The organism is Acidobacteriota bacterium, assembly GCA_003696075.1.
In the GTDB taxonomy this organism is placed as follows: Bacteria; Acidobacteriota; Polarisedimenticolia; order J045; family J045; genus J045.
In genome coordinates this window covers 1-21,705 of record RFHH01000001.1, presented here as the reverse complement: position 1 = coordinate 21,705, position 21,705 = coordinate 1, and the positions used below count along the sequence as shown (strand labels likewise).

Annotated in this window: 17 protein-coding genes; 5 read left to right on the top strand and 12 right to left on the bottom strand. The window is 72.3% G+C overall.

Annotation, left to right across the window (positions count from 1 at the left end; translation table 11 throughout):
- Positions 1-15 precede the first annotated feature (15 nt).
- The 5 genes from D6718_00085 (at position 16) to D6718_00065 (ending at position 4,066) form a co-directional block, all read left to right on the top strand.
- The gene (locus D6718_00085) at positions 16-894 is read left to right on the top strand and encodes a hypothetical protein (GenBank protein RMG49282.1); all 879 of its coding nucleotides are present in this window, start codon (positions 16-18) and stop codon (positions 892-894) included.
- 368 nt (positions 895-1,262) lie between these two features.
- The gene (locus D6718_00080) at positions 1,263-1,757 is read left to right on the top strand and encodes a hypothetical protein (protein ID RMG49281.1); all 495 of its coding nucleotides are present in this window, start codon (positions 1,263-1,265) and stop codon (positions 1,755-1,757) included.
- Between the two features lie 63 nt (positions 1,758-1,820).
- Positions 1,821-2,234, top strand: a complete 414-nt coding sequence (locus D6718_00075) for a hypothetical protein (protein ID RMG49280.1) — start codon at positions 1,821-1,823, stop codon at positions 2,232-2,234.
- Positions 2,235-2,288: 54 nt separating this feature from the next.
- Positions 2,289-2,846: a hypothetical protein gene (locus D6718_00070; protein ID RMG49279.1), complete on the top strand. Its 558-nt coding sequence runs from the start codon at positions 2,289-2,291 to the stop codon at positions 2,844-2,846.
- A 14-nt stretch (positions 2,847-2,860) separates the two neighbouring features.
- Positions 2,861-4,066 carry a patatin family protein gene (locus D6718_00065; GenBank protein ID RMG49284.1) on the top strand — a complete coding sequence of 402 codons (1,206 nt, stop codon included), beginning with the start codon at positions 2,861-2,863 and terminating at the stop codon, positions 4,064-4,066.
- A gap of 24 nt (positions 4,067-4,090) precedes the next feature.
- Here the strand turns inward: D6718_00065 and D6718_00060 are convergent, their stop codons facing one another.
- From D6718_00060 to D6718_00005, 12 genes are all read right to left on the bottom strand, one after another.
- Complete coding sequence (locus tag D6718_00060) at positions 4,091-7,954, bottom strand: hypothetical protein (GenBank protein RMG49278.1); 3,864 nt, start codon at positions 7,952-7,954, stop codon at positions 4,091-4,093.
- A 109-nt stretch (positions 7,955-8,063) separates the two neighbouring features.
- Positions 8,064-9,758 carry an AarF/ABC1/UbiB kinase family protein gene (locus D6718_00055; GenBank protein RMG49277.1) on the bottom strand — a complete coding sequence of 565 codons (1,695 nt, stop codon included), beginning with the start codon at positions 9,756-9,758 and terminating at the stop codon, positions 8,064-8,066.
- Between the two features lie 127 nt (positions 9,759-9,885).
- Entirely contained in the window at positions 9,886-10,731 is an 846-nt protein-coding gene (locus D6718_00050; GenBank protein RMG49276.1) for a shikimate dehydrogenase, read from the bottom strand.
- Positions 10,732-10,753: 22 nt separating this feature from the next.
- On the bottom strand, positions 10,754-12,061 hold the full coding sequence (aroA, locus tag D6718_00045; GenBank protein ID RMG49275.1) for a 3-phosphoshikimate 1-carboxyvinyltransferase: 1,308 nt from the start codon (positions 12,059-12,061) through the stop codon (positions 10,754-10,756).
- Positions 12,061-13,089 (bottom strand): 3-deoxy-7-phosphoheptulonate synthase, encoded by a 1,029-nt coding sequence (gene aroF / locus D6718_00040; GenBank protein RMG49274.1) that lies wholly within the window; start codon positions 13,087-13,089, stop codon positions 12,061-12,063. Before aroF ends, aroA begins: the two co-directional genes overlap by 1 nt.
- Positions 13,086-13,880 (bottom strand): tryptophan synthase subunit alpha, encoded by a 795-nt coding sequence (locus D6718_00035; protein RMG49273.1) that lies wholly within the window; start codon positions 13,878-13,880, stop codon positions 13,086-13,088. The genes aroF and D6718_00035 overlap by 4 nt, the downstream gene beginning before the upstream one ends.
- Positions 13,877-15,127, bottom strand: a complete 1,251-nt coding sequence (gene trpB, locus D6718_00030; protein RMG49272.1) for a tryptophan synthase subunit beta — start codon at positions 15,125-15,127, stop codon at positions 13,877-13,879. Before trpB ends, D6718_00035 begins: the two co-directional genes overlap by 4 nt.
- On the bottom strand, positions 15,124-15,765 hold the full coding sequence (locus D6718_00025; protein RMG49271.1) for a phosphoribosylanthranilate isomerase: 642 nt from the start codon (positions 15,763-15,765) through the stop codon (positions 15,124-15,126). The genes trpB and D6718_00025 overlap by 4 nt, the downstream gene beginning before the upstream one ends.
- Positions 15,750-16,871 carry a hypothetical protein gene (locus D6718_00020; GenBank protein ID RMG49270.1) on the bottom strand — a complete coding sequence of 374 codons (1,122 nt, stop codon included), beginning with the start codon at positions 16,869-16,871 and terminating at the stop codon, positions 15,750-15,752. Before D6718_00020 ends, D6718_00025 begins: the two co-directional genes overlap by 16 nt.
- 85 nt (positions 16,872-16,956) lie before the next feature.
- Positions 16,957-17,973 (bottom strand): anthranilate phosphoribosyltransferase, encoded by a 1,017-nt coding sequence (gene trpD, locus D6718_00015; protein ID RMG49269.1) that lies wholly within the window; start codon positions 17,971-17,973, stop codon positions 16,957-16,959.
- The gene (locus D6718_00010; GenBank protein RMG49283.1) at positions 17,970-18,554 is read right to left on the bottom strand and encodes an aminodeoxychorismate/anthranilate synthase component II; all 585 of its coding nucleotides are present in this window, start codon (positions 18,552-18,554) and stop codon (positions 17,970-17,972) included. Before D6718_00010 ends, trpD begins: the two co-directional genes overlap by 4 nt.
- Before the next feature lie 8 nt (positions 18,555-18,562).
- Positions 18,563-19,948 (bottom strand): anthranilate synthase component I family protein, encoded by a 1,386-nt coding sequence (locus D6718_00005; protein ID RMG49268.1) that lies wholly within the window; start codon positions 19,946-19,948, stop codon positions 18,563-18,565.
- Positions 19,949-21,705 lie beyond the last annotated feature (1,757 nt).

The window sequence follows — 21,705 nt, the reverse complement described above, 5'->3', positions numbered from 1 at the left end:
CGCGACGCACTCGGGATCGGGGGTGCGGCGGAGGGAGAGACCGTGCGGGTGCCGCTGGAGGGGCCGGGGCGGCTCGACGCGAGCCTCCTCGACGCGCGCCGCACGTTCGACCGCCTAGTCGAGCGGTACGCGCCCGACGCGGAGACGCGGCGCCGGATTCTCGCGAGCCCGTTCTACGCGAGGCTCGCGGGGCATCTCGCCGGCGTGCTCGAGTACATGGCGGTCGAGCGCCTCTACGAGGTGCACCGCGAAGGCGGCTACGACCGCATCGTCCTCGACACCCCTCCCACGGCGCAGGCGCTCGACTTTCTCGACGCGCCGCGGCGAATCGTCGCCTTTCTCGACAGCCGCGCGCTCGAGCTGGCCCTCGGAGACTGGTTCGATGCCGAGGGGCGGCTCGTGCTCGGCCGCCGCCTGCGGCGCGTCGCGAGGCCGGTCGAGGCCTGGCTCGACCGCGTGGTCGGACTCGACCTCGTCCGGGACGTATGGGAGTTTCTTCGTGCGTTCCGCCCCCTCTACGAGGGTTTCCGCCGCCGCGCCAGGGAAGTCCAGGAACTTCTCGCCTCGGACCGGACCGGGTTCATCCTGATCGCCGGTCCGGGCCCGGATCGGGTGGCCGACACCCTCTTCTTCGCCAGGGCGCTGGTCGAGCGCGGACTTTTCCTGAGCGCGGTCGTGGTGAACAGGGTCCATCCGAAAGTGCCGGATCCCCCGACCCCCGCCGATCCGCCGGGACGCGCGCTGATGAGGTTCCTCGGGGATCGGGACGCGACCGGCCTGGAGCAGTTGCGCAGCCTGCTCGATGGGCGCGCCCCCGTGGTCGCCCTCCCGGAACTTCCGGAAGAGCCGGGCGGTCTCGGAGGACTGGAACGCATCCTCCGCGGACTGGCGTGACGAGCGCGCGAGCCCCCGCTTCCGGGCGCGCCCGGCTGCAGCCGTCCCCGCGAGAGGTCCCCGGACCATCTCCGGCCGCCGGAGGGCCGGGCCGAACACCGGGACCGCCGGCGAGGTGGACCGCCCGCTGCCCGCCGGCGCCCTTCCGCGGGCCGCCCCCTGCCGGGGTTCACGCCCCCGATGCAAACTCGACTCCGATGGCCTGTTACGACGCAATGCGGCAACAACCCGCCCTTCCCGCTGCCCGCCGAAATCGCTAACGTGCTGATGCAAAAGGGTTTCTAAAAAAATTGCCGCAGCGCGGAAATCGCGCTGGACTTCGCTGCCGCAGCGCGTTATAGTTTTGTCCGTCGGCGCCGCACTGCGGCATGCCGGCGGGGGACGATTCGATGGTTCGCCTCATCAAGAGGTACGGCAGCCGGAAGCTCTACGACACGGAGGAGTCGCGCTACGTCTCCCTCGAGGAGATCGCGGCGTGGATCCGGAAGGGGCAACAGATCCGCGTCGTCGACAACAAGACGTCCGAGGACGTCACCGTGGCGACGCTGACCCAGGTGATCTCCGAGGAGGGCCGAAAGGGCACCTCCCTGTTCCCCAGCGAACTCCTCCACGAGCTGATCCGGGCGGGCGGCCGCGCCGTCTCGACCGGTGTCGAGCAGCTCCAGGAGGGTGTGGGGCGCCTGGTGAAGGCCTCCGTGGAGAAGCTGGCACCCGCGCCGGTGCGCCAGGTGCGGGAGGAGACGCAGCGGCTGCGGCGCCGGCTCGAGGAGCTGGAGGCGACGCTCGCCAAGCTGGAGGCGCGTGACCGCGCGCGCGGAGACGCGGAGCCCGAGGGCGCCGCGCAGGAAGGCCCGGCGCGCTGAGCGCCGGCATGGTCCACGGAAAACGAGCGGCCACTCGACCGGGGCCGCACGAGGAGCGGAACGATGGTGACGACGAAGGCTTCGGCCCGCGAGCTGAATCGGATCGCGGGCAGGATCGGCGAGGACGTGGTCAAGGTGGGCCGGAACGCCTGGCTCGCCGGGCTCGGTGCCGTGGCGACCGTCGAGGAGCGGGCGAAGAGCCTTCTCGACGAGCTGGTGGCCAAGGGCGAGTCCTTCGAGAAGGAAAGCGAGCTCGGCAAGCGGCTGCAGCCGGCCGCGGAGCGCGTCCGGCGGACGGTGGAGCCGGCGGTGAACACGGTGAAGAAAGCCGGCAGCGCGGTGGAGCAGCAGATCCAGCGCACGGTCAGCGAAACGCTCCACCGCCTCGGCATCCCGACCCGTGACGAGATCGGCACCCTGATCAACCGGGTCGAGAAGCTGACCCGCAAGGTGGAAGAGCTGCAGAAGGCCTCGTGACCGCGGGCGCGGGCGGGCCGGCCGGCCCGCCCGCGGCGCCCCCGGGAGGATTCGATGAGCGCCCGTCGAAGGAAAGAAGACAGCCGGAGCGAAGAGAAGGCGGCCGCGTTCCACCGGATCTGGCTCGCGGGGCTGGGAGCCCTCCATTCCGCCGAGACGGAGGGGCGCGAGTTGTTCCGGAAGCTCGTCGAGCGCGGCGAGGAGTACGCCGAGAAAGCACGGCCCACGGTGGAACGCCTTCGCGAACGCACCGCCGAACTCTCCGCCGAGCTGCGCGAGGGCGCCGGGCGGAGCTGGGACCGGTTCGAGAAGATCCTCGACGAGCGGCTGTCCGCGGCGATGAGCCGCATCGGGGTGCCCGACCGGGACGAGATCCGCCGGCTGGCCGACCGCGTCGAGGAGCTGACGCGCCAGGTCGAGGCCCTGGCCGCCGCCGGGACCGCGGCGCCGGCGGCGAAGCGGGCGACGAAGAAAACGGCCGCGCGGAGCCGGAAGAAAGCGGCCACCCGGACGGCGAAGAAGACCTCTTCCCGCGCGACAGCACGATCCGGCCAGTCGCGGAAGGCCGGACGGACGTCCCCGAAGCGGAAGGCGAAACGCTCCCGCGCCTGACCGTGGATCCGGCGATGACGTCCCGCCCCAAGGCTCGCATCGGGCTCGCTCTCGCGGGCGGCGGGGCGGAGGGCGCGATCTACGAGATCGGCGCGCTCCGGGCGCTCGAGGAGGCCGTCGCCGGGCTCGATTTCACGCGGCTCGACGTCTACGTCGGCGTTTCGGCCGGCGCGTTCGTCGCCGCGTGCCTCGCCAACCGCATCCCGGTCTCGCGGCTATGCCGGGGCCTGGTGAGCCCCGAGCCGGGCATGCATCCGATCGCGCCCCGGATCCTCTTCACCCCCGCCTGGCGCGAGTGGGTGCGCTCGGGGGGTCGCCTTCCACGGCTCGCCGCGGAGGCCGTCGCCGATCTGGCCCGGCACCCCGGCGACGTGAGTCTTCTCGGCGCGCTGACACGCCTCGCCCGCGCGCTCCCGGTCGGGCTGTTCGACAACGAGCCCTTCCGCGCCTATCTCGAACGAACGTTCAACCGTCCGGGAAGGACGGACGACTTCCGGCGGCTGAGCTCGAAGCTGGTCGTGGTCGCCGCGGACCTCGATTCGGGATCGGCCGTACGGTTCGGCGAGCCGCCCTTCGACACGGTGCCGATTTCCCGCGCCGTGCAGGCGAGCACCGCGTTGCCCGGGCTTTACCCTCCCGCCGAGATCGACGGCCGCTGTTATGTCGACGGCGTGCTGCTCAAGACGCTCCACGCCTCGGTGGCGCTCGAAGCGAAGGTCGACCTGCTGATCGGCGTCAACCCGATCGTCCCCGTCGACACCGCCCGCGCCGTCGAACGCGGCGTCATGCGGCGCGGCCGGTTGACCGACCGCGGCCTGCCGACCGTGCTCTCGCAGACGCTGCGCACCCTGATCCACTCGCGGATGACGACCGGCTTCGCGAAGTACGCGGCGCTCTACCCGTCGACCGACGTGCTGCTTCTCGAGCCGCGCCGCGACGACTATCGGATGTTTTTCACGAACGTCTTCAGCCTCTCGGCCCGACGCGCCACCGCCGAGCACGCCTACGAGGCGACCCGCCGCACGCTGCGGGAGAGAGCGGACGAGATCGCTCCGCGCCTGGCCAAGCTCGGCCTCGAACTCCGGCGCGACGTCCTGAACGATCCGGACCGCGACCTGTGGTCCGGGGTCGGAATCCACGAGGAAGCGCGCTCCGGCGTGGCGCGCAAGCTGCACCACCTCCTCGACCGCCTCGACGCCGTCCTCGAGAGCGCCGACTGAGCCGACCGCGGGCGGTCGGGTCCGCTACACCGGATCGCACGCGTCGCCGATGCCGTCGCCGTCGGTGTCCAGCTGATCGGGATTGGGCGTCGCCGGGCAGTTGTCGCACGGATCGCCCACCCCGTCGCCGTCGAAGTCCGCCTGCGAGGCGTTGCGGAAGTCCGGGCAGTTGTCGGCGTCGTCGTGGACCGCGTCGCCGTCGGAATCGCTGGCGTGGGAAGGACACGGCTGGTCGTTCGCCCGCGGGTTTCCGTCCGAATCGGTTCCGAGCCCGCTCTCCAGTCCCTTGCAGGCCGAGGACACGAGATAGAACAGCGCGTAGTTCCTGTGCGGCCGATCCGGATCGGTGAACGATGTCGCGGCCGTGCGGGATTCGATGCAATCGAACGTCGATGTCGGATCGAAACGCCAGCCCACGGTGCGGTAGACGTTGTAGCGGGCGGTCCCGGAGACCGGCTCCCAACGGATGACGTCGCGGCCGCCCTGCCCGACGGTGACGGTCGGCCCGACCTCCGGCGGCGCCGGATTCGTCGCATCGGACGGCGCGCAGTCGCAGGCGTCGCCGCTCCCGTCGGCGTCGGCATCGGCCTGGGACGGATCGTACGACGCGGGGCAGATGTCGGTGCAATCGTCGACCCCGTCGCCGTCGCTGTCGGTCGCCTCGTCCGTCAGCCCGTCGCAGTCGTCGTCGGTCCCGTTGCACAGCTCCGGACCGGGGCCGACGTCGTGCGCACAGGACAGGCTGCCGCCGGAGCACACGGTCGTCCCGGCGTCGCACGCCCCGAACTCCCCGGTGGAACAGCTCGCTCCGCTGTCGACATCGTCCTCGTCGACGAGTCCGTTGCAGTTGTCGTCCAGCCCGTTGCACGCTTCCGGCTCGTACACGAGCCCCTCGTCGACATACCCGTCGCAGTCGTTGTCGAGATCGTCGCAGACCTCCTGGGTCCGCGGGTGAATGTCGGGATTCGTGTCGTCGCAGTCGGTTCCGTCGTAGACATAGCCCGGCGGCTGCGTGCAGGAGACCTGCGAGTCGTTGGGATCGCCGTACCCGTCGCCGTCGGCGTCCCTGTACCACGTCGTCGTCGGATCACAGATGGACGGGCAGTAGATCCCGCCGCTGGACAGCCCCGGGCTGCCGCCCCAGACGATCATCTCCGTCCCGGTCCACACGGCGGTGTGATTCTTGCGGGCCACCGGCGTCTCGGGTCCGCGCGACGTCGGCGCCCACGCGTCCGCGACCGGATCGTAGCGGCCCCCATCGTCGAGAGGATCGTCCTTGCCCTCGCCTCCCCAGACGATCATCTCCATCTCGCTCCGAGCCCACACCGCCCGCGCGCCGGACCGCGCCGTAGGGAGATTCGGACCCTGGGAGACCGGGCTCCACGCATCGGCCACCGGATCGTAGCGGCCCCCCGTCGGCCATTTGGAGAAAAAGACATTGTTCTCCTCGACGCCGCCCCAGACGATCATCTCCTCCCCGGTCCAAACCGCGACATGGCCGTACCGGGCATCGGGCACACCGGGGCCGATGCTGGTCGGCCACCACCGGTCGGTGGTCGGATTGTAGCGGCCGCCGGTGTTCAGTCCGTGGGTTTCCCCCCACGGGCCGAGATCGTAGCCTCCCCAGACGATCATCTCCGTCCCCGTCCACACCGCCGTGTGGCGGGCGCGGGGGCTCGGCGCCCACACCGTGGAGATCGGGTACCAGGTGTCGACCGTCCCGGGAACGAGCGCGGCGCCGTCACCGAGCACCTGATTGCCGCGCCGCCCTCCCCACACGAGCATCCGCGTCCCCGTCCACACCGCGGTGTGCGCGTATCTCGGCGTGGGGACGGTGCCGTTGCGGTCCAGCGGCCGCCAGTGGTTCAGCGTGGGGTCGTAGGCACCGCCGTCGTCCAGCTCGCCGGTGTCGCCGGTCCCGCCCCAGACGATCATCTCCGTCCCCGTCCAAACGGCGGTGTGGCCGTCACGGGGCGCGGGTGCACCGACGGTGCTCATGGGCGTCCACGAATCGGTCGCCAGTTCGTACCGGCCGCCGGTCGACGTGCGCGAGGGCGGGTGGTCCCCGTACACCTGTCCGCCCCAGACGATCATCTCCGTTCCGGTCCAGACCGCTGTGTGCCCGGAGCGTGCCAGCGGCGATACCCGTCCTGCCGACATCGGCGTCCAGGAGTCGGTGGCGGGGTCGTAGCGCGACCCGGTGTCGTAATACGAGTCCGACCCATCCGGTACGTACCGCTTCCCGCCCCAGACGATCATCTCGGTGCCCGTCCAGACCGCGGCGTGCCGTGAGCGCGGGCCGGGGCTCCCCGGACCGCTCGAGACGGGTGTCCAGGAGTCCGCCTGGGGGTCGTAGCGCGCGCCGTCACCGAGGGACGCGGAGTGCTCCGCCTCGCCCCCCCACACGATCATCTCCGTCCCGCTCCACACGGCCCTGTGTCTCATCCGGGGGCTTGGGGCACCCGTGAGCGTCGTGGGGGTCCAGCTATCGCTCGCCGGATCGTAGCGGCCGCCGGTCTGCAGCGGGTTGTACGAATCGTCGCTCCCTCCCCACACGATCATCTCGGTTCCGGTCCAAACCGCCGTGTGCCGGTCACGGGGTGACGGAGCGCCGGCCGTGCTCACCGGGGTCCATTGCCGCGTGGCCGGATCGTAGCGGCCGCCGTCCCCGAGCCGCCGGTTGTAAGATTCCCTGCCGCCCCAAACGATCATCTCGCTTCCCGTCCACACCGCGGTGTGCCCGCTGCGAGGAGAGGGCGCGCCTTGCGTGGGAAGCGGCTCCCAGGTATCGGTCACCGGATCGTAGGCCGCCCCCGTGTTCAAGGGCGTATTCCCTGAACCTCCCCAGACGATCATCCGCGATCCGGTCCAGACCACCGATCCCCCCCGGTAGGGTGCGCCGTCGGACGACACTGGCGTCCATGTCTCCGTCGCGGGATCGAACCTCCAACCGGGCGCATCGCCCCCGAAGCCCCAGAAGATCACCTCGCTACCGGTCCAGACGGCTTTCGGGAAGGCCGCCGGGGGGTGACCGGGCCGCGAGGGCAGCGGCCTCCAGGTGTCGGTGACCGGGTCGTAACGGCCGCCCGTCCGGTACACCACGCTGGAGTAGGAGAGGTAATTGTCCCCCCCGAAAACGATCATCTCGCTTCCTGTCCAGACCGCCGCAAATGAAGCCCGCGGATCCGGGACGTCGGACGAGACCGGCGTCCAGGTCGTCGAGGTGCTGCAGAGTTGTCCGGTGACGTCGGGGAGGCTCTCCGCGCGCCACTCGCCGGCCGGCGTCGCGATCGCGCCCGGATCGGCCGCCGCACCGGACCCGACCGCGGCCAGCCACCGCTCGCGCGCAGCGTCCCACGGATCCCCCTCCGCGGGACTCCGCGAGTCGCCGAGTAGGAGGCGGACGAGGCGGCCCGCGAGGATCGGCCGCGCCAGGCACTCCGCGACGAGGTACGGGTCGTTGTCGAGGGCGGCGAACATCTCCCGCAGGACCTGAGGCTGGCGCGAGGAGCGCGCCATGCGCTCGATCTCCCCCCTGAGTTCGCGATGCGTCAGCGGCCGGCCCCGCAGCTCCGCGATCGCCAGGCTCATCGCCCGGATCTCCCGGACGCGGTGCTCGAGCGCCCGGTCGTCGACGCCGGGGGGCGACGCGGGTTTCGGCGTAGGGTTGTCCTCCGGCCAGTCTCGATGCCGCCAGCGGACCATCTCCAGCTTCCGCTGGCAGTCGATCGCCTCGGATAGCGAAAGGATCGAGGGCGCTTCCGCCTCCGCCGCCGCTGGTGGCGGGTCGGCCCGCAGCGGGGCCGGGGCGGACGCGAGGATCGAAAGAATCGCGACGAGGAAGGCCGACGGACGCACGAGACACCCCCTTTCGGCCGCCGGCTGCACCGGCCCGCCGGCGCACACCGGCTGGCCGATTCGAATCCTACGCCGGTGAGTGCGGGATCGGTAGGGCGGTTTTCCGAGCGGTGGATCGGCCGGCCCGCCGCCCCGTCGCTCAGGAGGTCCGGCGCAGGAACAGGGCCGCTCCGAGGGCGAACAGGGCGGCCCACAGGGGCCACGGGCCGTGTGAGGCGGCCAGGATCGCGCCCGCGACCAGGCAGAAGCCGCCCATCACCGAGCCGCGCAGCGCGTTGAGCGGGTTCTCCCGCGGCTGCTGCGTCATCGTCTCGAGGTACCGGAGCCCCTCGGTGATCAGCAGGGGCGCTTTGACCAGCGCGTCGACCACTTCCGGCGCGCCCCGCAGCGTTTCCTTGGCCAGCCGGAGAGGGCTGAACTGGGCGATGAAGATGCGAGACACGTGGCGCTGCGACACCTTCGCGACGTCGAGTCCGGGCTTGAGGAGCTGCCCGACCCCCTCGAACGTGACGAGCGCCTTGACCATGAGCACGAGCTCGACCGGAAAGTACATCCGGTAGTGGGCGGCGCGGCTGACCGACTCCATGATCAGTTGTGCGATCGACACCCCGCCGCTGCCGGCCCTTCGAAACCACCGCCGGGAGATTTCCTCGACCTCGCGCTGGAAACCCTTCGGGTCGCCGCGCGGGCCGGGTTCGGCCACGGCCGTGAGAAAGCGGGCGGCGTTCTCCGAATCGCCCATGACGAGGCAGTAGTAGTAGTAGAGCAGTGTCCGGCGCAGTTTGTCGTCGAAGCGGCCGACCATGCCGAGGTCGATGAATCCGGCCTTCGGACCCGGAAGGATGAGCAGGTTCGCCGCGTGCAGGTCGGCGTGGAAGAAGCCGTCCTTGTACAGCATCCGGATGATCGCCACCGCCCCGATGTCCACCAGCTTGTCGCGTTCCGCATCGCTGAGCAGGGCGGCCTTCGGAGAGGTCGGCGGGAAGCCGTCGAGGAACTCCATGCACAGGACGCGCTCGCCGCTGTACTGGCGGTAGACGCGCGGGAAGACGATGTCCGGCACGTCCCGGAAATTCGCGGCGAACGTCTCGGCGTTGTCCGCTTCCCGGCGCAGATCGACCTCCTTGAGGGTGTAGTCGACGAACTCGTCGATCACCCGGCGTGGCTGGAACCGTGCCAGGAACAGCTCCAGAAACGACCCGAAAATCTTCAGGAGAACCGCGTCCCGCCGGAGCGTCTCGGCGATGTTGGGTTTGACGGCCTTGATGATGACGTCATCCCCTTCGACGGTCCTCGCCCGATGCGTCTGGGCGATGGAGGCGGAGCCGAGTGGCTGGGGATCCACCCAGGAGAACATCTCCTCGATGGGACGTCCGACACCCTCGCGGACCAGCTCGAGGAAGCGCTCGAAGCTGACGACCGGAAGCCGGTCGAGGAGGTTCTTCAGCTCGTCGGTGATCTCCTTCGGAAGCAGGTCGTCGCGCAGGGACAGCACCTGACCGAGCTTGATGTAGGTGGGGCCGAGGATCTCCAGCCGCCGCCGGAACTGGACCGGAAAGGGAAGGTCGCGCAGATCCTTGTCGAGAAAGAGCCGGTAGAACGCGGCCGCCGCCCTCTGGAGGGCGAATCGCAGGCCGCGGGCGCGCTCCGGCTCCCGCTCGCGGACGCGGCGGACGTGAGCGACGAGGGCTCCCGCGAGGAGTCCGAGGATGTGCCGGTGCGTGGTGAAGAATCGGCGGAGGAGGCTCGGCGGGGGAGTCTCCTTGAGTTCCTCCCATCCGGGCGCGGACACCCTCTCGGGGTCGGCCTCCCGTGCGCTCGGGGTCGTCGGCATGGCGCCCTATCCTACCAGCGGCGCTCGAACGAGGCGTTTCGGGGATGCCCGGCCGCACCGGTCCCCCCGTGGCGCACCGGTGGCGGTTCGGTCCGAAGCGCGGCCGCCCGGGCTCCTCCCGTGGTTCTCACGCCCCGGCACGGAACGGATCGCGGGCCTCGAGTTCGCGGGCGGCGGCGAGCAGCCGTCCGGCCGCGGCCGGGCCGCCCCACAGCAGCGCCGCCCGGGCCGCCTGGTGGACGAGCATCGGCCAGCCGTTGATCGCGGCGGCCCCGCGGTCCCGCACGGCGGCGAGGAAAGGCGTCTCCCACGGCTCGTAGACGAGGTCGACGGCGCGGTGACCCGGGCCCACCGCCTCCAGCGGGAGCGGAGGGAGCGCGCTCTCGTACGGCGCCATGCCGAGGGGAGTCGCCTGGACGACGAGACGCGCGGAGGAGGTCACGCTCGCCAGCTCCGGATCGTCCCAGCCGACGACGCGCCGCGCGAGGTGTCCCGCCCACGCGGCGCGCTTCGCGGGATCGCGGCTGACGACCGTCACCTCCGCGCCCTCGGCGGTGAGCGCCGCGGCCACTCCGCGGGCCGCTCCGCCCGCCCCCAGGATCAGTACGGAAAGCCCCCGGAGCGAGCCGAGCTCCGGGAACAGTCGCAACGCGTCGAGAAATCCCGCGCCATCGGTGTTCGCCGCGGCGATCCGCCCGGCGCGCCGGACGAGCACGTTGGCGGCACCCGCGGCCCGGGCGGCGGCGTCGAGTTCGTCTGCGAGCCTGCACGCTTCGACCTTGTGAGGGATGGTGACGTTGGCCCCGTCCCACTCGCCCGCCCTGAGCCGTTCGAACGCCTCCTGCAACCCTCCCGGCGGCACGTCGACGGGGCGGTAATCGACCGGCGGCCCGCCTGCCGCCGCCAGCGCGCCGAACAGCTCGGCCGAACGGCTGTGTCCGACAGGGTGACCGAACAGCGCGATCCGCAGCACGGCGTCCTCCGCGGGGCGCGGCTCACCGGGTCAGCCGCGCCAGGTCCTCGAAGAACGATGGGTAGGAGATGCTGACCCACTCGGCTCCGCGAAGGGACAGCGGGCGCTCCGCCAACGCGGCCGCCACCGCCGCGCTCATCGCGATCCGGTGGTCGCCCGCCGCATCGACCTCGCCGCCGCCGCGGAGCGAGCCGCCGCGGACGGCCAGGCCGTCCTCGAACTCTTCGGCCCGCGCCCCGGCCGCCCTCAGCAGCGCCGCGGTGGCGCGAATGCGGTCGGACTCCTTCAGCCGGAGCTCCGCGGCCCCGCGGATCACCGTCTCCCCGTCCGCCGCAGCGGCGACCACGGCGAGGAGCGGGATCTCGTCGATCGCGTCCGCCACGTCGCCGGCGTCGATCGCGATGCCGTGCAGGCGCCCGCCGCGGGCCACCAGCGTACCGGCGGGCTCGATCGCCCGCTCCGGACCGGGAATCTGCTCGATCGACGCCCCCATCCGCCGCAGCAGGCGCACGAAGCCGAGGCGGGTCGGGTTGAGGGAGACCCCTTCCACGACCAGCTCGCTTCCGGGACGCGCGCAGGCGAGCGCGACGAAGAACGCCGCCGACGAAGGGTCGCCCGGAACGGCAAGATCGAACGGTTCGAGGTCGGCTCCACCGCCGGCGACGCGGAAGATCCGGCCGTCGCCCGCGGTGCGCACCGGCGCCCCGAGCGCCGCCAGCATCCTTTCCGTGTGGTCGCGGCTGCGCCCGGGAACGCGGATCTCGCTCTCTCCCTCCGCCTGTAGAGCGGCGAGGAGCAGGGCTCCCTTCACCTGCGCGCTCGGAACCTCCGCATCGACCCGGGCGCCGCGCAGGCGTGTCCCTACGATCTCGACCGGAAGCGTGGTTGCGCTGGGAGGATCGAGCCCGAAGCGGGCCAGCGGTCGCAGCACGCGGTCCATCGGCCGGCGCGACAGCGAGGCGTCGCCGTGCAGGCGGAACCGCCCGCGCCGTCCCGCCAGCAGCCCGAGCAGCAGGCGCGCGGTCGTCCCCGAGTTCCCGCAGTCCAGTTCGAGCGCGGGGAGCCCCGGGTCCCGGTCGAGACCGCGCCAGCCGCTCCCCTCGACCAGGACGTCCCCGCCCTCTTCTCGGACCGCGATCCCGAGGCGTGCGACCGCACGCCGCGTGCTCGCCACGTCGGCGCCGGGGGAGAGTCCGCGGATCCGGGATCGCCCGCCCGCCACGGCGGCGAACAGCAGCGCGCGGTGACTGATCGACTTGTCGCCCGGCACCGAAAGGCGCCCGAGGATCCTCTCCGCCGGTTCGAGCCGGATCGTGCCATGCGCCGCCATCAGCCGAGAGCCGGGGCGAGCGTCCGGCCGACGGCGCGGGCGACCCGGTCGACCTCGGCCATCAGCTCGTCGAACTGCGCGAATGTGAGGCTCTGCCGGCCATCGCTCAGGGCCGAGTCGGGGTCGGGGTGGACCTCGACGATGAACCCGTCGGCGCCCGCGGCGATCCCCGCCCGCGCGAGGGGGATGACGAACTCGCGCAGTCCGCAGGCGTGCGACGGATCGACGATCACCGGCAGGTGCGTGCGCTCCTTGAGAACCGGAACCGCGGCGACGTCGAACGTGTTGCGCGTCACCTTCTCGAAGGTGCGGATCCCACGCTCGCAGAGGATCACGCGCGGGTTTCCCGCGGCGACGATGTACTCCGCGGCCATCAGCAGCTCCTCGATCGTCGCCATCATGCCGCGCTTGAGCAGGACGGGGTGCGGCTGGCCGCCCACCGCCGACAGCAGCCGGAAGTTCTGCATGTTGCGGGCGCCCACCTGGAGGATGTCGGCATACCGGGCGACGAGATCGACGTCCTCCGGGGCGAGGACCTCGGTCACCACCGCCAGGCCGGTCGCCTCGCGTGCCATCGCGAGCAGCTCGAGGCCGCGCTCGCCGAGCCCCTGGAAGCTGTACGGGGACGACCTGGGCTTGAAAGCGCCCCCGCGCAGCACCCGGGCGCCGGCCGCGGCGACGTGGCGCGCCGTGGCGAGAAGCTGCTCTTTCGATTCCACGGAGCAGGGACCGGCCATGGCGACGACCTGCTCCCCTCCGATCGCGACCCCGCCGACCTTCACCACCGTCGGTTCGGGATGATGCTCCCGCGAAACCAGGGGGTAAGGAGGAGCCACCGGCCTCACCTCCACGACGCCGGGCATGGCGGCCAGAGCCTCGGCGAGCGCCTCGGCGCCCTGCCCCACGACACCGACGAGCGGCCCCTCCGGGGTCTCGCTCACCTGGACGCGGTAGCCCTGCCCCTCGACGAAGCGGACGACGTCCGCCTTGAGCTTGAGCGGGCATCCCTTCTCGAGAACCGCGATCATCGTTCGGGCCTCCGAGGCCGGTCGAGCGCAGCCCGCAGATCCTCGACGAATCGGACAGGGTCGCGCCCCGCCTCGATCTCCTCGATCAACGCCGAGCCGACGATCAGCCCGTCGGCATGCGCTCCGAGGGCCGCGGCGTGCTCTGGGGTGCGGATGCCGAAACCGGCGCACACCGGCCGGGGCGACACGGCCCGCACCCGGTCGAGATAGCTGTTGAGCCGGTGCCACGAGGCCGGATCGCGCGCGGCCGTGCCGCCGGTCGTCCCCGTGACCGTGACGGCGTAGACGAACCCGTCGCTGGCGCGGCAGAGCCTCTCCAGGCGCGGCGGAGGGGTCACGGGGGTGACGAGCTGGACGAGGCCCAGGCCCGCCCCGGCGAGCGCTTCGCGCAGAGGCTGCGATTCCTCGAGAGGGAGGTCGGGCACGATGAACCCGGAAACTCCCGCCTCCGCGGCGCGGCGGGCCAGGGCTTCGAACCCGGCGGCGAGGAGCGGATTGAGGTAGCTCATCAGCAGCACCGGCGCGCGCCCGCCGGAGTCGGCGACCGCGCGCAGGATGGTGTCGAGGTTGGCCCCTCTCTCGAGAGCGGCGCGGCTCGACCGTTGGATCGTCACCCCGTCGGCCATCGGATCGCTGAACGGCACACCGACCTCCACGAGGTCGGCCGCTTCGCGCATCCGCGGCAGCAGCGCCGCGAACCGCTCCCGGTCGGGAAAGCCTCCGGTCAGGAAGGCGACGAGCGCCGGCGAGGCGGACCGGATCGCCCGTTCGATGCGCGCGCCGCCGTTCACCCCTCGCCCCCCCGACGGCGTCGCGCCAGTGCCGGCAGGTCCTTGTCGCCCCGCCCGGACAGCCCGACGAGGAGGACGGCGCCGGGTCGGGCGCCGGCGAGCCTTCGCGCGCCGGCCAGCGCGTGGGCGCTCTCGAGCGCCGGGACGATTCCCTCGTGGCGGCAACAGGCCTCGAGAGCCTCCAGCGCCTCCTCGTCGGTCGCGGTGACGTAGGTCACCCGCCCGATCGCCGCGAGGAGGGCGTGTTCCGGGCCGACGCCCGGGTAGTCGAGCCCTGCCGAGATCGAGTGGGTCTCCACGACCTGGCCTTCCTCCGTCTGGAGCAGCAGCGAGTAGCTGCCGTGAAGGACCCCTGGTGTCCCGCGAACCACCGTGGCCGCATGGGCCCCGAGCCCCTCGCTCCGCCCTCCGGCCTCCACGCCGACCAGATCGACGTCGCGGTCGCCGAGGAACGGGTGGAACAGGCCGATCGCGTTCGAGCCGCCGCCGACGCAGGCGACGGCGGCGTCCGGCAGTCGGCCCGCCTCCCGCAGCATCTGGTCGCGCGCCTCCCGGCCGATGACCGCCTGCAGTTCGCGGACCAGCCACGGGTACGGGTGCGGTCCGACCGCCGAGCCCAGCAGGTAGTACGTCTCCTCCGGGTCGGACACCCAGTCGCGCAGCGCCTCGTCGATCGCGGCCCGCAGCGTCGCGTCCCCCGTGCGGACCGGAACGACCTCCGCGCCGAGGCGCTCCATCCGGTCGACGTTGGGGGCCTGGCGCTCGACGTCGACGGCCCCCATGTAGACGCGGCACGGAAGGCCGACCCGCGCGCAGGCCGCGGCGGCGGCGACGCCGTGCTGGCCCGCGCCGGTCTCGGCGACCACGCGGCGCGCCCCGACATGCCTGGCGATGAGCGCCTGGCCGAGCGCGTTGTTGATCTTGTGCGCCCCGGTGTGCGCCAGGTCCTCACGCTTGAGCCAGAGGTCGCAACCCCATGCCTCGCCCAGGCGCCGGGCCGGCGTCAACGGGGTGGGGCGCCCGACCCACGCCCGGAGCTCACCCTCGAGCTCGCTGCGGAAGCCGGGATCGCCCAGCAGGCGCCTGGCTCCCTCCTCGATCCGCTGGAGCGCCGGCATCAGCGTCTCGGGAACGAAGCGGCCGCCGAAGGGCCCGAACCGCCCGCGCTCGTCGGGGAGGCGACCTTCGACGAGTTCGGCCAGGAGGCGTTCACGCTCGGCCGCGGCGATGCGGGGGCGGGCGATCATGCCTGCTCGCCTCTCAGCTCTCGTTCCGCCTCGCGGACGGCCTCGAGGAAGGCGGCGATCTTCGCCGGATCCTTCCGGCCCGGTTCCGATTCGACGCCGCTGCTGACGTCGACCGCGTACGGGCGCACGGTCCGGATCGCCTCACCCACGTTCTCCGGAGTGAGGCCTCCAGCCAGGACGAGCGGCGCACGCCGCGCCAGGCGCGAAGCCGTCTCCCAGTCCACGGGCTCTCCGGAGCCGCTGACCGGGCCGTCGAGGACGAAGGCTCCGCCGGCCGGCGGCGACGCGCCCAGGTAACGCTCGACCTCCTCTTCGATCCCCGGCCTCGCGCGGAACACCGGCAGGAAGCGGGAGCGATAGCGGGGCGGAACGCCGCCCTCCGCCTCGAAGTCGGCCTGGATCCAGTCGGGACGGAAAACCTCCAGCACCGCCGAGAGTTCCTCACGGGTGGGCCGCGCGAAGACGGCGACCGGCGAAACGTAGGGGGGAAGCGAGTCGGCCAGGGCGGCGGCGACGTGCGGGATCACGGCTCGTGGCGAGCCGGCGAAGACGAACCCGACCGCGTCCGCACCTCCCTCGACGGCGGCGCGCAGCGCGGCCGCGTCGGTGATGCCGCAGATTTTCACCCGGACGTGCATCCGCGATTCCTCCGCGCGGCCCTGCCGGCCGCGAGCATCTCCTCGATCAGCCGTTCCGGGTCCGGCGCCCGCATGAGCGCCGTCCCCACGAGGGCGGCATCGTAACCGAGCCGCGCGACCCGTGCGGCATCCGCTGCGGAGCCGATCGCGCTCTCCGCCACGCGGACCGCGCCCGCGGGGAAGCGGGCGATCGCGGCCTCGAAGACTCCGCCCCGGCAGCGCAGCGTGGCGAGGTCGCGCGCGTTGATTCCCCACAACGGGAAGAGCCCCGCGAAGCGCTCCGGAAGGCGGGAGTTGTCCTCCGGGTCCGCGCGGCGGGGGTTCCCGCGGCTCCGGGAGCGCCGCGGGACGATCCGGGGGACAGGCCCCCCGGCTCGGGGAATCGCCCCGCCGGGCCGGCCGAGGTCCGCTTCCGCCCTCTCCCCCGCGTCCGGCGTCGTCTCCGGTCGAGGGGCGGGACCCGCGAGGGACCGAAAGGGCCGCTCGGGACCGCCGTCCGGACCGGCCTTCGCAGCCGGCGACGCCGGAGCCGGAGGGAAGCGCACCGCCTCTGCGGAGCCCCGGACGCGGTCGAGTTCGTCGGGGTCGAAGCACTCGACGAGAGCGAACAGACCCGCTTCGCGCGCCGCCTCCAGCATCTCGCCCAGGAGGGCGCCCTCGAGGAGCCGGGCGATCAACAGCACGCCGCCCGCTCCGGCGGCGCGCGCCTCCCATACCTGGTACGGATCGACCAGGAAATCCTTGCGCATCACCGGCACGCCCGCCGCCGCCGCGGCCGCCGCGAGCTGATCGAGCCCGCCGCCGAACGCTTCCGGCTCGGTCAGCACCGACACGGCCGCCGCGCCGGCGCTCGCGTAGCGGCGGGCCCGCTCGGCCGCGGCGGCACGCCGGTCTTCCGGCGGAATCTCGGCGAGCGGCCCCGCGGAAGGGCTGCGCCACTTCACCTCCGCGATCAGGTCGAACCCATCCGGCGAAAGGCGCAGCGGAGGGGGTGCCGGCCGGCCGCGCGCGCGGCGGATCAGGGCGCCGAGCGGCTCGCGCGCCTTCGCGGCGCGCGCGCGGGCGGCGGAAGCGCGCGCCATCCGGTCGAGAAAGCCATAACTCATCCGGCGCTCCTCCGAACGGGCGCGGTCCCGCGGGCGGGCCGCCCCGCCTGCGGGACCGGAGGGCCCTCGCGGCGAACCGGGCCGTTCACGCGACCCTCCGGCCGAAATCGGCGATCGCCTCCAGAAGGCGCGCGGCGGCCCCGTCGGCGACGGCCGCTCGCGCCCGCTCCATGCCGGCGCCGAGATCGGGCTCGCGCCCGGTCAGCTCGAGAACGAGGCCCGCCCCGAGTACGAGGGCGTCGAGGTGAGCGCCCCCTTCCTCTCCCCGCAGCGCCGCTCGCAGCCGCACGGCGTTCTCCCTCGCGTCCCCTCCCGCGAGATCGGCCGGAGCGCACCTCGCGACGCCCAGGTCGAGCGGGTCGACCCGCCGCTCCTCCACCTTCCCGGGCCGGACGTCGAACAGCAGGAACGGGCCGATCGGCGTCGGCTCGTCCCAGCCGGCCGCTCCGTGGACGACGAACCCGCGCGCGATCGGCAGGCCGCTGAGCGCTTCCGCCATCAGTCGCGCGATCTTCGCGTCATAGGCACCGATCAGGTGATACGCGGGTGCCGCCGGATTGGTCAGCGGCCCGAGGATGTTGAAAACCGTCCGGACGCCGAGGGCCCGGCGCACCGGGCCGATCGCCCTCATGGCGGGGTGGTAGTGCGGCGCGAAGAGGAACGTGAACCCGGTCTCCTCGAGGCAGGCCGCCGCGGCTTCTTCGTCGAGGGGCAGCGGCAGCCCGAGCGCCTCGAGGACGTCCGCGCTGCCGCAGCGGCTCGAGATCGAGCGGTTCCCGTGCTTGACGACGGGCACGCCGCAGGCCGCGGCGAGCAGCGCGGTACCGGTGGACAGGTTGAGGCTTCCCGATCCGTCACCTCCGGTGCCGACGACGTCGGCGCATCCGTCGCGCGCGATCGCCGGCCGGCGCGCGAGCTCTCTCATCGCCCGCGCGAAGCCGCGAAGCTCGGCCGCCGTCACGCCCCGCAGCCGAAGGGCGGCCAGCACGGCCCCGGAGACGGCCGGGGGAGTCGTCTCGTCGGCGAGGCGCCGCAGGAGCGCGGCGGCCTCCGCCTCGGAGAGCCGGGCGCCGTCGAGCAACCGGTCGAGCAGCCCCGTCATCGGCCGCTGCCCTCCGCCGGCTCCAGGTCGAGGAAGTTCCGCAACAGGCGGTCCCCCTCCGGCGTCAGCACGCTCTCCGGGTGGAACTGCACGCCCTCGGCCGGGAACGTCTTGTGGCGGACGCCCATGACCTCCCCGTCCGAGGTGTACGCGGTGACGGCGAGATCGGCCGGCAGGTCCTCTTCCCTCACCGCCAGCGAGTGGTAGCGCCCCGCCTCGAACGGGTTCGGCAGGCCCTGATAGAGGGTGCGGCCGTCGTGGTAGACGGGCGAGGCCTTGCCGTGCATCAGCCGCTGCGCGCGCGTGATGCGCCCCCCGAGCACGTGCGCCAGCGCCTGGTGGCCGAGGCAGACGCCGAGCAACGGCCGCCTGCCGAGGAAGGCCTCGATGACGGCCGGCGTCACGCCCGCGTGCTCCGGCCTCCCCGGGCCGGGTGAGATCACCACGTGAGTCGGGTCGAGCGCCAGCGCTCCCTCGACGTCGATCGCGTCGTTGCGCCGCACGGTCACGCGCGCTCCGAGGACGAGCAGCGCCTGGACGAGGTTGTAGGTGAACGAGTCGTAGTTGTCGATCAACAGCACGTGCGCGCTCACAACCCCTCCTCCGCGAGCACGAGCGCCGACTCGAGGGCCGCACTCTTCGCCAGCACCTCCTCGTGCTCGCGCGCGGGATCGCTGTCGGCCACGATCCCGGCACCGGCCTGGTAGCGGTAGCGCCCCTGCGAGAGAACGATCGTTCGGATGGCGATCGCCTGGTCCATCCCGCCGCCCGCGCCGAAGTAGCCGACGGTGCCGGCGTAGAATCCGCGCCGAACCGGCTCGATCTCGTCGATGAGTTGCATCGCGCGCACCTTCGGAGCGCCGACGACGGTGCCAGCGGGAAAAGACGCCGCGAACAGGTCGAACGCGTCCTTGTCCGGAGCCAGTACACCGCGCACGCCGCTGACGAGGTGCATCACGTGGCTGTAGCGCTCGATCGTGCGGTACGGATCGACGCGCACGCTTCCCCCGACCGCCACGCGGCCGAGATCGTTGCGGGCGAGATCGACCAGCATCACGTGCTCGGCGGCCTCCTTCTCGTCGGCCAGCAGCTCGCGCTCCAGACGGGCGTCCTCTTCGTCGTCCGCGCCGCGGGGACGCGTGCCGGCGATCGGGCGCAGCGCGGCCTGTCTTCCTTGCAACCTGACGAGAGCTTCGGGTGAGGAACCCACGATCGCCGCCTCTCCCGTCTCCAGGAAGTACATGTACGGAGACGGGTTCAGCAACCGGAGCGCGCGATAGACCTCGAACGGGACCACGTCGCAGGCCCCTTCGAATCGGACCGAGAGGACGAGCTGGTAGACGTCGCCGGCGGCGATGTGTCCCTTCGCGCGCCGTACCGCCTCCCGGAAAGCCGCCGGCGACAGGCTGGGCTCCGGCGGAGCGTGCTTGGCGCCGGGAGAGGAAGGCGGGACCGCGCTGCGCAGCGCCGCGATCACTTCCTTTCGGAGCGCCGCGCGATCCGACTCCGGACCGTCATGCAGGAGCGCGGCGCGGCGGGTCAGATGGTCGAAGACGAGAACGGACCGGGGCGCGAAGAAAAGAGCGTCCGGGCCCGCCGGTGGCTTGTGCGCCGGCTCGGGGAGCGGCTCGAAGAAGCGCACGAGGTCGTAGGCGGCGCAACCCACCAGCCCGCCGGTGAAAGGGACTCCCGAGAGCCCCGCGCCCGGTTTCGGCGCCCGCGCCAACGCGTCGCGGAGCGCCGAGAGCAGCTCGCCGGCTCCCCCCGGCCGGGGGCGGCTCTTGCCGCCCACCGTCAGCCCGCCGGCGTGCAGCCTGACCTCCAGGCCGTCACCGAATCCGATGAAGGAGTAGCGCGCGAGCCGCTCGCCCCCCTCCACGCTCTCCAGCAGGAATCGCGGCCGGAAGGGCGCCAGCTTGCGGTAGGCCGAAACGGGCGTGTCGAGATCGGCGGCGATGTCGAACGGCGGCTGCATCGCGGCTCCCTTCGACCGGGAGCCCCGGAGGCCGGCACCAAAAGACCCACCCCCGGGGCTCTCGGAGGTGGGTCAGCAGGTCGAGCGCAGGCGTCAGGACCGGGGCGAACCCCCCTCCGCATGGGCGGTACGCCACCACCAGCCCCGCGGAGTGGTCTTCGTGATTCCCCGTTCCGACGTGTGGTTCCTCATCGCCGGTAGCTTGTACCGCGTACGGCACCCGGCGGCAACCCTTTTCGCCGCGGTGCCCGCCTCGGCCCCGGCGCTGCGGTGTTTCCCCACCGGGCCGCCCACCCGGCGTTTCGAGCACTGTGGGGGGATCGGCGGCGGAAACGCTGGAGGCCCTGCTCTCGCCGGCGCGCGGCACCCGGTGCGCCCTCCGGAAGCGCCGGATCGGCCCGGGAGCCGCCCGGAAGACAGGCCCGCGGCCGGCCGTCCCCACCCCATTCGGTCAGCCCAGGTGATCGGATACCAGGCCCGCTGCCTCATCGGATCCGGCCGGCCCGGGCTTTCCGCCCGAAAGCGCGAGGCCGGCCGGCAACAGGCCGCGGTCCGAAGGTATGGCGCCGTCACCGGCCAAAACGCCGCCGGTCCCGTGGTCGATCGGCCCGCGCCCGGCGGCGACTCGATCTCCCCGTCGGCCGGGAGTTCCCCCTGTCGCCGGTGGCGGGGCCCCGGCGGCGGGAGATTCTGGACTTGCGCGCGGTCTTCTCGCGGGCCGCCAAGAGAGGTCCCGAGCATTCTTCCTTCGACATGCCGGTCGTCGGTTCGCACCGCCGCGGGACACCTTGCGACGAGTCCCCGCTCTTCACGCCGGAGGCTTTTCGCCGGTCCGCGCGACCTCCCTCGCATCGCGTCGGCCGTTCCTTGGCCAAGAGAGCCCGATTGCCCGCCGCCCGTGAGTCTCGGCGGAAGGTCGATCCCCTGCTTGTGAACGTGCTCCCCGCGGAGGCAAGACCGCGGTTTTCGGGCAGCCTGCGGTGGAGAACGTCACCGTCGCGGCACCCGCGGGCGCCTAATGGAGGTCGCGGGCGGCATCGCCCGCCTGAGCGCCAGACCGATGGTGGCGGGCCGGCGAATTTCCATCAGTAAGACGAGATGGTTCGACACGCGGCGCCGCTCCCCGGACCTCCGTTCACTTGCCACCCGGGCGTCGCTCTCGGTCCGACCAACGTTCCTTGCCCGATCGCGAGACGCTGCCCGCGGACCCGGCGGTCAACTCGGTGCCGACGGGCCCATAGGGCATGGCTCGGTTCCGGGAGGTGGTGCCTTAGCTGTTTTGCTGGGAGAGCCAGCTTCGTCGAGAGCGATATCTCGTCTTGCGAACCCGAACGGTCAACCCGGACTCCTCGGAAAAGCCCCGGCGAGGGCGCCGCATCGGCGCGTGGGCCGGAACCCTCGGTCCGTCTCGCCCACACCCGGCCGTCCCTTGGAGCGTGCTCGCACGACCAAGCGGATGCCGGAGTCCTCCTTATCCAAGGACACCTCTGGCGCTCGGACCTGCAGGCGATCCATGCAGCGGCACCTGATCCGTTTCGCTTCGATGTTTCATGAAAAATTAGGATCAACCGGATTGCGGCCTACGCGAGAGCGTCGCGTCACGCGAAGCGGCCTCATGGTGGTTCGGCCACCGTTCGGCGTGCGGCGCGCAATTCAGAAAGCAATCGCGTGAGCCGAGCGGGCACGTGGTAGCCGCGATTCGCTTCCTCTCGCCGCGATTTGCGGGATCGGAGCTTCGGCGATGGCCAATCGCGCGG

Bases quoted from the DNA above. Each gene is read 5' to 3' on its own strand.
- D6718_00080 (RMG49281.1), top strand. From the start codon at position 1,263: ATGCCGGCGGGGGACGATTCGATGGTTCGCCTCATCAAGAGGTACGGC.
- D6718_00075 (RMG49280.1), top strand. From the start codon at position 1,821: ATGGTGACGACGAAGGCTTCGGCCCGCGAGCTGAATCGGATCGCGGGC.
- D6718_00070 (RMG49279.1), top strand. From the start codon at position 2,289: ATGAGCGCCCGTCGAAGGAAAGAAGACAGCCGGAGCGAAGAGAAGGCG.
- D6718_00065 (RMG49284.1), top strand. From the start codon at position 2,861: ATGACGTCCCGCCCCAAGGCTCGCATCGGGCTCGCTCTCGCGGGCGGC.
- D6718_00055 (RMG49277.1), bottom strand. From the start codon at position 9,758: ATGCCGACGACCCCGAGCGCACGGGAGGCCGACCCCGAGAGGGTGTCC.
- aroA (RMG49275.1), bottom strand. From the start codon at position 12,061: ATGGCGGCGCATGGCACGATCCGGCTCGAACCGGCGGAGAGGATCCTC.
- aroF (RMG49274.1), bottom strand. From the start codon at position 13,089: ATGATCGCGGTTCTCGAGAAGGGATGCCCGCTCAAGCTCAAGGCGGAC.
- trpB (RMG49272.1), bottom strand. From the start codon at position 15,127: ATGATCGCCCGCCCCCGCATCGCCGCGGCCGAGCGTGAACGCCTCCTG.
- D6718_00025 (RMG49271.1), bottom strand. From the start codon at position 15,765: ATGCACGTCCGGGTGAAAATCTGCGGCATCACCGACGCGGCCGCGCTG.
- D6718_00020 (RMG49270.1), bottom strand. From the start codon at position 16,871: ATGAGTTATGGCTTTCTCGACCGGATGGCGCGCGCTTCCGCCGCCCGC.
- trpD (RMG49269.1), bottom strand. From the start codon at position 17,973: ATGACGGGGCTGCTCGACCGGTTGCTCGACGGCGCCCGGCTCTCCGAG.
- D6718_00005 (RMG49268.1), bottom strand. From the start codon at position 19,948: ATGCAGCCGCCGTTCGACATCGCCGCCGATCTCGACACGCCCGTTTCG.